This window comes from Varunaivibrio sulfuroxidans (assembly GCF_029318635.1).
GTDB classification, from domain to species: Bacteria; Pseudomonadota; Alphaproteobacteria; order Rhodospirillales; family Magnetovibrionaceae; genus Varunaivibrio; species Varunaivibrio sulfuroxidans.
Window position 1 is genome coordinate 884,369 of record NZ_CP119676.1, and the last position, 13,367, is coordinate 897,735.

At 60.4% G+C, this 13,367-nt stretch carries 10 protein-coding genes and 1 pseudogene; 3 read left to right on the top strand and 8 right to left on the bottom strand.

All coding sequences use genetic code 11. The features are described from left to right. Window positions 1–308 precede the first annotated feature (308 nt). The 3 genes and pseudogenes from P3M64_RS04100 (at window position 309) to upp (ending at window position 4,662) form a co-directional block, all read left to right on the top strand. A pseudogene (locus P3M64_RS04100) lies at window positions 309–1,248 on the top strand (integrase core domain-containing protein). A gap of 222 nt (window positions 1,249–1,470) precedes the next feature. Continuing rightward, complete coding sequence (locus P3M64_RS04105; protein ID WP_132937961.1) at window positions 1,471–3,870, top strand: PAS domain S-box protein; 2,400 nt, start codon at window positions 1,471–1,473, stop codon at window positions 3,868–3,870. 138 nt (window positions 3,871–4,008) lie between these two features. Next, window positions 4,009–4,662: a uracil phosphoribosyltransferase gene (upp, locus tag P3M64_RS04110; RefSeq protein ID WP_132937960.1), complete on the top strand. Its 654-nt coding sequence runs from the start codon at window positions 4,009–4,011 to the stop codon at window positions 4,660–4,662. Window positions 4,663–4,692: 30 nt separating this feature from the next. On the opposite strand, the gene P3M64_RS04115 is transcribed toward upp, so the two are convergent. From P3M64_RS04115 to P3M64_RS04150, 8 genes are read right to left on the bottom strand one after another with little or no spacing between them, the layout of a single operon-like run. Further along, on the bottom strand, window positions 4,693–5,937 hold the full coding sequence (locus P3M64_RS04115) for a phosphopentomutase (RefSeq protein WP_132937959.1): 1,245 nt from the start codon (window positions 5,935–5,937) through the stop codon (window positions 4,693–4,695). Then, window positions 5,934–7,289 carry a thymidine phosphorylase gene (deoA, locus tag P3M64_RS04120; RefSeq protein WP_132937958.1) on the bottom strand — a complete coding sequence of 452 codons (1,356 nt, stop codon included), beginning with the start codon at window positions 7,287–7,289 and terminating at the stop codon, window positions 5,934–5,936. The genes P3M64_RS04115 and deoA overlap by 4 nt, the downstream gene beginning before the upstream one ends. 2 nt (window positions 7,290–7,291) lie before the next feature. Further along, window positions 7,292–8,119 carry a purine-nucleoside phosphorylase gene (locus P3M64_RS04125; protein WP_132937957.1) on the bottom strand — a complete coding sequence of 276 codons (828 nt, stop codon included), beginning with the start codon at window positions 8,117–8,119 and terminating at the stop codon, window positions 7,292–7,294. Then, a complete protein-coding gene (gene cdd, locus P3M64_RS04130; RefSeq protein WP_132937956.1) occupies window positions 8,116–8,553 on the bottom strand; it encodes a cytidine deaminase in 438 nt (145 codons plus the stop codon). Before cdd ends, P3M64_RS04125 begins: the two co-directional genes overlap by 4 nt. Window position 8,554: 1 nt before the next feature. Continuing rightward, window positions 8,555–9,529, bottom strand: coding sequence for an ABC transporter permease (locus P3M64_RS04135; RefSeq protein WP_132937955.1), 975 nt, complete (start codon window positions 9,527–9,529; stop codon window positions 8,555–8,557). Further along, window positions 9,530–10,675, bottom strand: a complete 1,146-nt coding sequence (locus P3M64_RS04140; protein WP_132937954.1) for an ABC transporter permease — start codon at window positions 10,673–10,675, stop codon at window positions 9,530–9,532. Next, window positions 10,672–12,315: an ABC transporter ATP-binding protein gene (locus tag P3M64_RS04145; protein WP_132937953.1), complete on the bottom strand. Its 1,644-nt coding sequence runs from the start codon at window positions 12,313–12,315 to the stop codon at window positions 10,672–10,674. Before P3M64_RS04145 ends, P3M64_RS04140 begins: the two co-directional genes overlap by 4 nt. Window positions 12,316–12,336: 21 nt before the next feature. Then, window positions 12,337–13,335, bottom strand: a complete 999-nt coding sequence (locus P3M64_RS04150) for a BMP family lipoprotein (protein WP_132937952.1) — start codon at window positions 13,333–13,335, stop codon at window positions 12,337–12,339. Window positions 13,336–13,367 lie beyond the last annotated feature (32 nt).

The following is a 13,367-nucleotide window of genomic DNA, read 5'->3' on the forward strand; positions in this document are numbered from 1 at the left end:
AACGGGACCCAAAAATTAGGCCTGGAACCAAACGCCGTCACACATCACCGAAAACCCCTCTCAAAATTTCCGGCTATCTTCGTACCTATACAGAGCGTTCTACCATGGTGTCACCTGGTGTCCACTTGACCGACATCAAGGAATTTCCTTTAATTTTATGGAGTATAAAACTGTAGGTGATTGATTATATTTATAATGCAATCATTGGTTTTTTCTTATTTCGACTCCATATGCGCACGTGTGGCGTACGCTCCGAATTTTCCTCCACATCAAGGTAGAGAGGCCATCACCCAAACGGGGAAATGGGCATGAAGCGTTCACGTTTCTCAGAGGAACGGATTATTGGGATTCTGCACGAGCAGGAAGCGGGTCAGAAGACGGCGGATGTGTACCTCCACCAGGCGCGAGACCGACACCTACCTCCGCAAGACCTGTGAGGTGAGTGTGCGGTGGGTGTGCGGTGGGTGTGTCGCGCGACGGGCGTGGGCCACAGTTCGGTCCGTTACCGGTCGATCAAGCCGGATGATGTTTCGATTCGGGAGCGGCTGCGGGCGCTATTCGCCCGACGGCGCCGGTTTGGTTATCGCCGTCTGCACCTGCCGTTAACCCGGGAGGGCCTGCACATGAATCAGAAGAATCTGCGTCGCCTGTACCGGGAAAAAGGTCTTCAGGTGCGCGGCGTGCCTTGGGCACGCGGGTGCCGATTCTGCCCGAGGGACCGAACCGAAGATGGTCCCTGGACTTCGTTTCCGACGTGCTCGACGACGGACGGCGGTTCCGCATCCTGTGTGTCGTCGATGACTTCACGCGAGAATGCCTCGGCCTAGCGGCCGACACCGCCCTGTCGGACTTACGGGTTGCACGGGAACATTCAGCGCTGGGACAAGCCCCAAAGCGTTGTCAGTGACAACGGCGCCGAACGGACCAGCATCGCGATCCTCAAATGGCCACAGGAGCGCCACGTGAAATGGCATTACACTCAGCCGGAAAAGCCGACACAGAACGCCTTCGTGGAAAGCTTCAACGGGCAGCTGTGGGAAAATGTCTCAACGAGACCCTATTTTGCATGCCGGGACCATACTGGCGGCATGGAAGCATGATGACAACCACCACCGACCGCACTCCGCCCATGGTGGGGCGACACTGGTCGAGTTCGCCGAAAAAGCCGATATGAGGCATGCCCCATATCGGCTTGAACTAAAGCGCCCGCAACGGGCAATGCTTTGCAAGCGGGCTCTACCCCCATAACCGGAGGGAACTTGGGAGTCACGTCACATTTTAAAAACACCACGAGAAGACGCCCCCGCCATGGGGGCCGTCGCCGCCCTCCCGTGGAAAAATAAATATCGCAACGCCCAACGTTCCATACCATATTTCCACTGCACCATGAGCCGAATTTGCATACCGATTTCACCTGGGCCGCGCTCAGGGTAAATCATAACACCAGAAAAGGACCGTGGGTTTAGCCCCATGGTGAGAGCCGAAGTGAAAGCACCGGAATTCCCCGCAACCGAACATGAACGTCAGCGGTCCCTGGACAAGCTAAACATCACCGACACCCCCCCGGAGGAACGGTTCGATCGTCTGACGCGAATAGCAAAAAATCTTTTCGAGGTTCCCATTTCTCTGGTCAGCATCGTGGACAAAGACCGGCAGTGGTTTAAGTCGCGCCAGGGTTTGGATGCTTGCGAAACTCCGCGGGACGTCTCTTTTTGCGGTCACGCCATTTTAGGCGAAGATGTTTTTTGTGTCCCCGACGCCCTTGAGGATCCGCGTTTTTACGACAATCCGCTTGTCACGGACGCGCCACATATCCGTTTTTACGCCGGAGCCCCCCTCAGTGTCGCCAACGGTCAAAAAGTAGGCACGTTATGTATTATCGACACCGTCCCCCGGACCTTGTCGCCAAAGGAATTTCAGGCGCTGCGCGATCTGGCCGACTGCGTGCAACAGGAATTAACGCAGGCGCTATTAATTGAAACCACCGCGGAGCTTACGGCACGGGAAAGCCACTTAAGGGCCGTCCTGGACACCGTTATCGACGGCATTTTTTCAATCGACGAGAAGGGCGTCATCAAAACCGTCAATCCCTCGACGGTAAAATTATTTGGCTATGAAGAAGATGAAATGGTCGGCCACAACGTCAACATGTTGATGCCCGAACCGTATCGCAGCAAACATGACGCGTACATTCACGAATACCTTAAAACGGGCCGCGCAAAAATTATCGGCAATAGCCGTGAACTTGTCGGACAACGCAAAAACGGTTCAACTTTTCCCCTTGAGCTGTCCATAGCCGAAATGGAACAAAGTGGACAGCGCACCTTCGTCGGGGTTACGCGCGATATTTCCGAACGCAAAGCGGCGGAACGCCTCAAGGTCGAATTTGTCTCCACGGTCAGTCACGAACTCCGCACGCCGCTCACCTCCATCAAGGGGGCGCTGGGATTGATCCGCTCGGGCGTCATCGGCACATTACCAGACAAACTCGGCGCGATGCTCGACATCGCCTACTCCAACAGCGATCGTCTCACTCGCCTGATCAACGATATCCTGGACATCGAAAAAATCGCCGCCGGGAGAATGCCCTTCAACAATACGGCGATGCGCTTGCCGCCCTTCATCCATCAGGCCATCGCCGTCAATCAGGATTACGCCGCCACCCTCGACGTTCAGTTCACTTTTACCGACGAACTTCCCGACATCTCAGTCCATGCCGACCCCGACCGTTTAATGCAGGTGATGAGCAACTTGATGTCCAATGCCGCCAAGTTTTCACCCAAAGGCGCGGCTGTGAATATCGCCCTTCGCATGGTCGAGGGTCGTATTCGCGTCTCCGTTTCCGATCAAGGCCCCGGCATAGACAAAAAATTTCAGCATAAAATTTTTGAAAAATTCACCCAGGCGGATTCTTCCGACAAACGCCAAAAAGGGGGCACCGGATTGGGGTTGAGCATAGCCAAAGCCATCATTGAACAGTTGGGCGGAGAAATTGGCTACGAGACCGAAAAAGGCGTCGGAACGACATTTTACTTCGACCTCCCCCTGGCTCCCAACAACATTTCCAACAACCGTTCGACGGCGTTGAAAAATAATACGCGCCATATCTTAATCTGCGAGGACGATCCCGATATTGCGGCTTTGATCCAACTTATGCTCCACAACGACGGCTTCGTCGCCGATATCGCCCGCGACGCCAAACAGGCAAAACACTTACTGTCCCAAACCAGGTATAGTGCAATGACCCTGGACCTCGACTTGCCCGATCAAAACGGCGTTTCCTTGATCCGCGAATTGCGCGACAACGAGAAAACTCGCGAACTGCCCATCATCGTTATTTCGGCGACGGCGAACGAAGGAAAGTTGGAATTAAACGGCGATACCGTTGGTATCATCGACTGGATGCAAAAGCCGATTGATCAAACGCGCTTTTTCCAAGGGCTGAAGCGCGCCATGCGCGACACCGCCAACCACGTCCCCCAAATTTTGCACATTGAAGACGACCCCGACGTCGCCCAAGTGGTCGCCGCTCTGGTCGACGACATGGCCGAGATCACCTCCGTCGGCAATCTTTCCGAGGCGCGGACATTGCTGGGCGACAAAATTTTCGACCTTATCATCCTCGACCTCATGTTACCCGATGGCGATGGCCAGCAATTACTGCCTTTCTTGAAAAAAACGCGCAACAGCGCGACGCCAACCATTATTTTCTCGGTGCAGGACACAACAAAAGAAACCATCGACGCCATCTACGCCTCCTTGGTGAAGTCGCGAACCAGCAACGAAACTCTGCGTGCCGTCATTCGCACCGCGATTGACGCAAACGCCCGTACAAAGGCGAATGGCGAGGGCATGCCTAATCCGGGATAACGCCCCTGCGTCCGTCCTCATTTTCGAAGAGTCTGAAAACGCGCACCGTGGTAAGTTAGGCATTGGTTTATCCCCCCTGTTTTGTTTTACTGCCGCCACAGAAAATTCGCCGCCATCGAACATCGAAGACGAGAACCCATGTCGCAGCATCTTCAATTTCCCAATCTGCATATCCTCGATCATCCCCTGATCCTGCACAAGTTGACTCACACGCGTAAAATCGGCACCTCGACCAAGACCTTTCGCGCCCTGCTCAAGGAAATTTCCTTACTTATGGGGTACGAGATCACGCGCCGGCTCCCCCTCACGCACGAGAGGATCGAAACCCCCTTGCAGGTTATGGAAGACGCCCCCGTGATCGACGGCAAGAAAGTCGGCGTAATTCCGATTTTGCGTGCCGGGCAAGGCATGGCCGATGGCCTGTTGGAACTGATGCCCTCGGCCCGGGTCGGCCATATTGGGCTGTACCGCGACCACGACACCCAGCGTCCGGTGGAATATCTGGTCAAGCTTCCCGATGTGGAGGGACGGCTGTTTATCGTCACCGACCCGATGCTGGCGACCGGCCACTCCGCGTCCTACGCCCTGGACGTTCTTAACAAACGCGGCGTGCCCGATGAAAATATTCGCCTGATGGCCTTGGTCGGCACCCCCGAAGGGGTTGGCGTCTTGCTCAAGGAGCATCCTAAAGTAGCGGTTTACATCGCCGCGCTGGACGACGGGTTAAACGAAAACGCCTATATCCTGCCCGGATTGGGCGACGCCGGGGATCGCCTGTTCGGCACGAAGTAATTCCGTCTCCGGGGGGCTTTTCTCGGGCCTCTATTTCTCGTCCACACCGCGCCCGGCGAGGCAATCGACGCCGTGGGCAAGCCCCTCGACCCCCAAATGCCGGGCGACGGTTTGGCCGATATCGGCGAAGGTATCGCGCCCGCCCAGATCGGCGGGCGCGACATCGGGGCCGAAAAACAAGACGGGAATGTTCTCGCGGGTGTGATCGCTGCCCGGCCACGTCGGGTCGCAGCCGTGATCGGCGCTGAGCACGCACAGGTCGCCCGGCCTCAGCATCGCTTCCAGTTCGGGAATGCGTCGATCGAACGCCTCCAGCGCCTGGGCGTACCCGGCGACGTCGCGCCGGTGGCCGTAAACGGAATCGAAATCGACCAAATTGGTAAATACCAGCGCCCCGTCCGGCGCGGTGCGGCCCGCGGCGACGGTGGCGTCGATCAAGCCGTCGGTATCGTCCGCCTTGACCGCCCGGCCGATCCCCTTGTGGGCGAAAATATCGGCGATCTTGCCGATCGAGATCACCTCGCCGCCGGCGTCGCGCACGTGATCGAGGAGGGTCGGGCCATGCGGCGGTACGGTGTAATCGCGGCGATGGGCGGTGCGTTTAAACGTCGCCGCGGTTTCCCCGACAAAGGGCCGCGCGATGACCCGGCCGATCGACAGCGGTTTAAGAATCTCCTGGGCGGTTTCGCACACCGCGTAGAGGCGCGCCAACCCGAAATGATCCTCGTGGGCGGCGATCTGAAACACGGAATCGGCGGAAGTATAGCAAATCGGCTTTGCGCTATGGATATGCTCTTCGCCCAAATCTTTCAGGATTTCGGTGCCCGAGGCGTGGCGGTTGCCCAAAATTCCGGGCAAGGCGCAGCGCGCGATCAAGGCGTCGGTAACCTCGGCGGGGAAGCACGGCACAGTACGTGGAAACACGCCCCAGGCGAACATCACCGGAAGTCCGGCCATTTCCCAATGGCCGCTCGGCGTGTCCTTGCCCACGCTTTTCTCGCGGGCGTAGCCATAAGCGCCGCCGACCGGCGTCTTCGGGTCCACCCCCAAGGAGGCCTCCCCGCTGCTGGCCAGCGCCGCGCGGGCGAGGCCGAGGCGGGTCAGATGGGGCAGCGCCAAAGGGCCACGGCGCACGCCCGGAATGTCCGCTTCGCCCGCAGCGCAGGCCTGGGCAATGTGGCCCAGGGTGTCGGCCCCCGCATCGCCGAAGGCGGCGGCGTCGGGCGCGCCGCCGATGCCGAAGGAATCGATGACGATGATAAAGGCCCGGCTCATGGCGTTTGCTCGTGCGCGACGTCGCCGCGCATTTCGCGGATCACCATCGGACGGGCGGGCGGCGGGGCGTCGCCGAGGCGGATCGCCCGGCGCAAGGCGGCGCAAGCGCCGTGATAATCGTCTTCATCGGCGGCATGGACCATGGCCAGCGGCGTTTCCGGAGTGATCGCCTGTCCCGGCGCGCACACGTCGTCAAGACCGACGCCATGGTCGATTTTATCATCTGCCCGACGGCGCCCACCGCCCAGGCCGATCACCGCGACCCCAACCGCGCGGGCATCGACGGCGGTGATGTATCCGCCGTCCCGTGCGGCATCGCCGATCGGACAGGGCCGCACGACGGGGGCCGGGCGCAGGTGTTTTTGCGGGGCGTCGATAAAATCCTTCGGCCCGCCTAAAGCGGCGACCATACGCGCGAAAACCTCCAACGCCTGACCACTGTCGAGGGCCGCCCGGGCCTGCTTGCGCCCGGCGTCGCGGTTCCTGGCGAGACGGCCCAGGACCAACATTTCCCCGGCCAGGGCCAGCGTCACCTCCCGCATTCTGGGATCGCCGTCGCCCTTGAGGAAATCGACCGCTTCGACAACCTCCAGCGCATTGCCGACGGCGCGCCCCAACACCTGATCCATGTCGGTGATCAACGCCGACGTCGGCAGGCCAAGGGCGTTGGCGACCTCAACGATGCTGCCGGCGAGATCGACCGCCATGTCCATTTCCCGGGCGAATGCGCCCGAGCCGGTCTTGACGTCCATCACCAAGCCTTGCAGACCCGCGGCGCACTTTTTCGACAGGATCGACGCCGTGATCAGGGGGATCGATTCGACCGTCGCGGTAACGTCGCGAATGGCGTAAAAACGCTTGTCCGCGGGAGCCAGGCGGGCGGTCTGACCGATAATCGCGCAGCCCACGGATTTCACCGTTTTGCGGTAGAGGGCGTTGTCGGGCGTCGTCCGATAGCCGGGGATGGAGTCCAACTTATCCAGCGTGCCCCCGGTGTGCCCCAGGCCTCGTCCCGAGATCATCGGCACATAGCCGCCGCACGCGGCGACGATCGGGGCCAGCATCAAACTGACCTTGTCGCCGACGCCGCCGGTGGAATGCTTGTCCAAAACCGGGCCGGGCAAATCCAGATCGCGCCAATCGAGCACATCGCCCGAGGCCGTCATCTCGCGGGTCAGCGCCCGGCGCTCGTCCATCGACATGCCTTGAAAGAAAACCGCCATGGCGAAGGCCGCGACTTGCCCCTCGCTCATGCTCTCGTCCGAAACGCCCTCGACGACAAAGGCGATTTCCGCATCGCTAAGAACGCCGCCGTCGCGTTTCTTGCGGATGATTTCCTGGGCCAGAAACATGCTTATTCTCCGTAGCGGGTCAAAAATCCGTGCAGCAGATCCTGCACCGCCCGGCTCGCCAAGGCGGCGTTATCCATGGTTTGTTCGTGGCTGAGCGGGACCGCGTTCATGCCGGCGGCGAAATTGGTGATGATCGACAGCGCAGCGACGCGCATTCCGGCGTGACGGGCGAGGATGACCTCGGGCACGGTGGACATGCCGACCGCGTCCGCGCCCAACATCCGCGCCGCGCGAATTTCGGCCGGGGTCTCGAAATGGGGGCCGCAAAACCACATGTAGACGCCGTCATGCAGCGTCACCCCGATGTCGGCGGCGATCGCGTGCAGACTTTGACGCAGGGCGGGATCGTAGGCTTCGCTCAGATCGACGAAGCGATCGTCGCCCGGCGCGCCGAACAGCGGGGAAACCCCGGTGAAGCTGATATGATCGCAGATCGCCATGACGCTACCCGGACCAACCTCGGCGTCCGTGCTGCCCGCCGCATTGCTCAGCACCAAGGTTTCGCATCCCAGCCCGGCCAATGTGCGCACCGCCACCTTCATCGCGTCCGGCGCGCCGTTTTCGTAGTAATGCGCCCGGCCCTGCATCAAGGCGACGTCGGCGCCTCCGATGCGCCCTAAAATCAACCGCCCGGCATGGCCGCCGACGCCGCCTTCGGGAAAGCCCGGCAGATCGCCATAAGCGATAGCGATCGCGTTTTCCACATTGTTGGCGAAATTCCCCAGGCCGGAACCCAGGACGACCGCGACCTTAGGGGCCAGATTCCCGGCCCGTGTGGCGACAACCTCCAACGACCGTGCGACATTCTCGTTCGCATTATCCTCGTTCATGATGGATTTCCTCGCGCCGGCGCATCCTCGCCGCCGTCGGCCAGGGTATCGGGGCCGAAAGACATCGGCAATAAATCGTCCAAGGTTACGGTTTTAATCACGCCCCCCGCACCGCACAGATGGATCGGTGTCGCCGCGGATGCAAACTCGCGGATGCGTTGTCGGCAGCCGCCGCACGGCGTGACCGGGGTATCCCCCCTTCCGCGCACGGCGATTTCCACGATTTCCCGCTCGCCGTCCATGACCATCGCGGCGATCGCCGCCGTTTCCGCGCAACTTCCTTCGGGATAGGCCGCGTTTTCGACATTGCAGCCGCCGTAAAGTCGGCCGTTCTTGCCGCGCACCACCGCCCCCACGGCGAACCGCGAATAGGGGGCGTATGATCTCTCGACCGCCCTATCAAGGGCTTCGCGCATGGCGTCGTCCATGGCCATTCTAGCGCTCCTTCACATAAGGGGTGCCGATCGCCTTGGGCGCGACCGCCTTGCCGATAAACCCGGCGAGCAGCACCACCGTCAAAATATAGGGTAAGGCCTGAATAAACTGCACCGGCACCTCGCCGATGCCGGGCAAATGAACCCCCTGCAACCGGATGGCCACGGCGTCCAACAGACCGAACATCAAGCATGCGCCCAAGGCGTGAAAGGGCCGCCACTTGCCGAAAATCATCGCCGCCAGGGCGATATAGCCCTGCCCCGCCGTCATATCGCGCACGAACACGGCATTTTGCGCGATCGAGATATAGGCCCCGGCGAGACCGGTCAACACGCCGCACATCAATACCGCGCGGTAGCGCAGGGCGGTCACCGACAAGCCGGCGGTATCCACCGCCTGCGGATTTTCGCCGACCGCGCGCAAGCGCAACCCGAAACGGGTGCGAAACAGGATCCACCACGTCAACGGAACGACGGCGAAGCCCAAGTAAACAAAACCGTTATGGCCGCTGATCGCGTGTTTATAAATGGTCCCAATGATCGGAATCTGGCCCAGGGTGTCGGCCATCGGTAGGGTGATCGGCATGAAACGCGACGATGCGTCCAGGGTCGGGGTTTGCCCGCCGCGCTGAAACCAGGCGTTGCCCAGTACCGCCGTCAGACCGGACGCCAGGATATTGATCGCCACCCCGCTGACCACTTGGTTGCCCTTGTGGGTGATGCAGGCGAAACCGTGCAGCAACGCCATCGCGCACGCCGCGGCGACGGCGCCCGCCAGGGCCAGCCAGGGCGATCCGGTCACCGCCGCGATCGCCGCCGCGACAAAGGCCGACATCAGCATCTTGCCTTCCAGGCTAATGTCGATGATTCCCGAGCGTTCGGAGAAAATGCCCGCCATGGCGCAGAAAATCAATGGGGTCGAAACGCGCAGGGTGGCGTCCAACGTAAGTACGGCCAATAAGAAAAAATCCGCCATTTACGCCTCCTCATGGGCGGGTTTGGGTGGGTCGGATGGGGTCGCCCCGTCGTGCAGCCGGAAATAAAGCCGCGTGATCCAGGGCGTTGACATGTACGCCAGCGCCCCCGAAAACAGGATGATCAGGCCCTGAATGGCGACCACCATCTCGCGGGTGATGTTGGGCACGTCGAACGCCAAGTCCGCGCCGCCTTGGTACAACACCCCGAACAACAGGCTGGCCAGGATGATACCCAGCGGATGGTTGCGCCCCATCAAGGAAACCGCGATCCCGGTGAACCCGTAGCCCGCCGTGAAATCGAGCAGCAATTTATGCTGCACCCCCATGATTTCGTTCAATCCGACAAACCCGGCCAGGGCGCCGGAAAGGCACATCGTCAGGATGATCACCCGCGCCGGACGCACCCCGCCGTAAATCGCCGCCCGTTCGTTAAAGCCGACGGCGCGCAGCTCGTAACCCCATTTCGTGCGCCAGATATAGAACCACACCCCGACGCAACAAATCAGCGCCCAAACGAGCGACAGATTGGCCGGGGATTTGGCCATCGGGATACCGAACCACCCCAGGACTTGATAGATGAACGGAAGTTGGGCGTTGGCGGCGAATTCCCGGCTTTCCGGGGATTGCTGGCCGGGTTCGATCAGGACGTGGACCATCAAATAGACCATCAGCGCCGAAGCGATGAAATTGAACATGATCGTGGTGATCACCACATGGCTGCCGCGATAGGCCTGAAGGTAGGCCGGGATCAACGCCCACAACGCGCCGCCCGCCGCCGCCATCAAAATCGCGATCGGGATCAATAGGCCCATCGGCAGCACATGATCCAGCCCGAGCATCGCCAGCCCGACGCCGAGACCGCCGATATAGGCCTGCCCCTCGCCGCCGATATTGAACAATCCGGCGTGAAAGGCCATCGCCACCGCGAGCCCGGTAAAAATGAAATTGGTCGCGTAGTACAGGGTGTAACCGACCCCCTCTTCATAGCCCAGCGCGCCGTGAAGCATGATGACGACGGCGTCGATCGGATTTTCCCCGATCGCCAGGATAATGACGCCCGAAACGACCAAGGCCATGGCGACGTTGATCAGCGGTATCAGGCCGATATCGATCCACCGGGGCAGTGTCCGCGTCTGATCGCTCATGGCGCCCCCCTCTTCCCGCGCGCACCGGCGGCGGGCGGGTGCTTTTCCTTGTCGTAGGCGTTGGTCATCATCAACCCCAGGCTCTGAATGTCGGCGTCCTCGTTATCGACTTGGTGAACAATGCGGCCGTCGAACATCACCAAAATGCGATCGCTCAGCGCCATGATTTCATCAAGCTCGACCGACACCATGACGATGGCGCAGCCCTGATCGCGCAGGTCGAGCAATTGGCGATGAATGAATTCGATCGCCCCGATATCGACCCCCCGGGTCGGTTGGCCGACCAACAGCACCGTCGGCGCCTGATCGATTTCCCGCGCCAGGATCAATTTTTGCTGATTGCCGCCCGACATGTTGGCGCTTTTGATAAACGGCTCCGGCGGACGGACGTCGAAGCGTTCCATCAACGCCCGGCAATGACGTTCGATCGCGGGCAGATCCTGGGAAAACTCAAAGGGACCCCGGTTGAACCGGGCGCGACGATGATAGCCCAGGATCGCCGTTTCCATGGCCGAAAAACGGGCCACCAACCCCAAGCGGTGGCGATCCTCGGGGACGTGGGCGACCTTCAGGTCGCGCAATTGAGCGGGGTCGCTGGGGTGTCGCGGCGTGATTTCCCGTCCGTTGACGACGATCCGCCCCTCGTCGATGGGCCGGATCGCGCTGAGAACGTCCAGCAACGCGCTTTGCCCGTTGCCGGAAACGCCGGCGATGCCCACGATTTCGCCGGCGCGCACGGAAAAATCGATGTCCTTGAGAAGCGGCGCGGACCTCCTGCGCAATACGCTGACTTTTTCCACACTCAGGCGAACCTCGCCAAGGGCCGACCCCACGCGGCGCTGTGTCGGATTGACCCGCCGCCCGACCATCAGTTCGGCGAGTTCTTCCTTGCTGGTCCGTGCGGTGTGGCGGTGGGCGACCATCTCGCCGCCGCGCATCACCGAAACATAGTCGGTCGCCGCCATGATTTCGCGCAACTTATGGGTAATCAGAATGATCGTCACGCCTTCCTTCTTCAAGGCAGCGAGAATGCGAAACAGTTGTTCGGTTTCTTGGGGCGTCAACACGCCGGTCGGCTCGTCCAAGATGAGGACCCGCGCCCCGCGGTAGAGCGTCTTTAAAATTTCGACCCGCTGCTGCTCGCCCACCGGCAAATCGCCGGTCATCTTATCGGGGGCGACGCGCAGGCCGTAATCGTCCGCCAATTGGGCCAGTCTACGCCGCGCCGCATCGGCGCTTTCCCTCAACAGAGGGCCGGATTCCGCCCCCAGCATCACGTTTTCCAAGACGGTGAACGTATCGACCAGCATGAAGTGTTGATGCACCATGCCGATCCCGGCGTCGATCGCGGCCTGGGACGAATTGATCCTGACCTTTCGCCCATCGACCAGAATGTCGCCGCTGTCGGCCTCGTAAAAGCCGTAGAGGATGCTCATCAGGGTCGATTTTCCGGCGCCGTTCTCGCCCACGATCCCGTGGATCGTGCCGGGGCGAACAAAAAGATGAACGTCTTTGTTGGCGTGAACGGCGCCGAAGGATTTATGGATGTGCCGCAACTCGATCGCCGGGGGCGGGCCGTGTTCCTTCTCGCCCAAGGAAACATCGCCGCCGGCCACGGTGAGCGCATTGGACACAAGCATTTTTTCGTCCCCGCCCGTCGATCAGTTGGGGCAGGCGTTGTCGGTGCGGTAATCGTGCACCTTGATTTTGCCGGCGATGATGTCGGCTTCGGCCTGATCGACCTTGGCTTTCATGGCCGGGGTAATCAGGCTTTTGTTGTATTTGTCGTAGGCCCACGAAACGCCGCCGTCCTTCAAACCCATGGCCTGAACGCCGGCCTTCCAATCGCCGTCCATGGCCGTCTTAAGGCTGTTATAGGCGGCGACATCGACCCGTTTGACCATCGAGGTCAGCATGGTGCCCGGATGCAGGTAATTTTGATTGGAATCGACTCCGATCGCCAATTTCCCGGCATCCGCGGCGGCCTGATAGACGCCGATTCCGGTCGCCCCGGCGGCGGCGTAGACCACATCGACGCCACGGTCGAATTGACCCTTGGCCAATTCCGTTCCGCGCCCGGGATCGTTCCAGGCCGAAGGCGTTGATCCGGTCATGTTCTGGATCACCTGGATATCGGGACGGGCGTATTTCGCGCCCTGGGCATAGCCACAACCGAAGGCCCGGATCATCGGAATATCCATACCCCCGATATAACCGATCTTCCCGGTTTTCGACGCCATCGCGGCCAACACGCCGACCAGAAACGAACCTTCGTGTTCCTTGAACACCACCGACTGCACGTTGGGCAACTTGACCACGCCGTCGATCAGGGTGAATTTCAACTTGGGGTATTCCTTGGCCACCACGGCGACGGCGGGGGCTTGGCTAAAGCCGACGGCGATAATCGGGCTTCTGCCGCGCTGGGCCATTTTGCGGATCGCCTGTTCGCGCTGGGTTTCGTTGGTGACGACGAAATCGCGATACCCGATGCCGGTTTCTTTCTTAAAACGTTCCACGCCGTCGTAAACCGACTGGTTGAACGATTTGTCGAACTTTCCACCCATGTCGAAAACCACCGCCGGTTTGATTTCGGCGGCCGACGCGGAAAACGCGGACAACGAGACGATCGCCGCGCCCGCCAAACGGATAAGGGCCTTCATAAACGTATCTCCTTTTACAGCAGCGCGGTGAT

Coding starts and splice junctions, on each gene's coding strand:
- P3M64_RS04105 (WP_132937961.1), top strand. CDS start 1,471: ATGGTGAGAGCCGAAGTGAAAGCACCGGAATTCCCCGCAACCGAACAT.
- upp (WP_132937960.1), top strand. CDS start 4,009: ATGTCGCAGCATCTTCAATTTCCCAATCTGCATATCCTCGATCATCCC.
- P3M64_RS04115 (WP_132937959.1), bottom strand. CDS start 5,937: ATGAGCCGGGCCTTTATCATCGTCATCGATTCCTTCGGCATCGGCGGC.
- deoA (WP_132937958.1), bottom strand. CDS start 7,289: ATGTTTCTGGCCCAGGAAATCATCCGCAAGAAACGCGACGGCGGCGTT.
- P3M64_RS04125 (WP_132937957.1), bottom strand. CDS start 8,119: ATGAACGAGGATAATGCGAACGAGAATGTCGCACGGTCGTTGGAGGTT.
- cdd (WP_132937956.1), bottom strand. CDS start 8,553: ATGGCCATGGACGACGCCATGCGCGAAGCCCTTGATAGGGCGGTCGAG.
- P3M64_RS04135 (WP_132937955.1), bottom strand. CDS start 9,529: ATGGCGGATTTTTTCTTATTGGCCGTACTTACGTTGGACGCCACCCTG.
- P3M64_RS04140 (WP_132937954.1), bottom strand. CDS start 10,675: ATGAGCGATCAGACGCGGACACTGCCCCGGTGGATCGATATCGGCCTG.
- P3M64_RS04145 (WP_132937953.1), bottom strand. CDS start 12,315: ATGCTTGTGTCCAATGCGCTCACCGTGGCCGGCGGCGATGTTTCCTTG.
- P3M64_RS04150 (WP_132937952.1), bottom strand. CDS start 13,335: ATGAAGGCCCTTATCCGTTTGGCGGGCGCGGCGATCGTCTCGTTGTCC.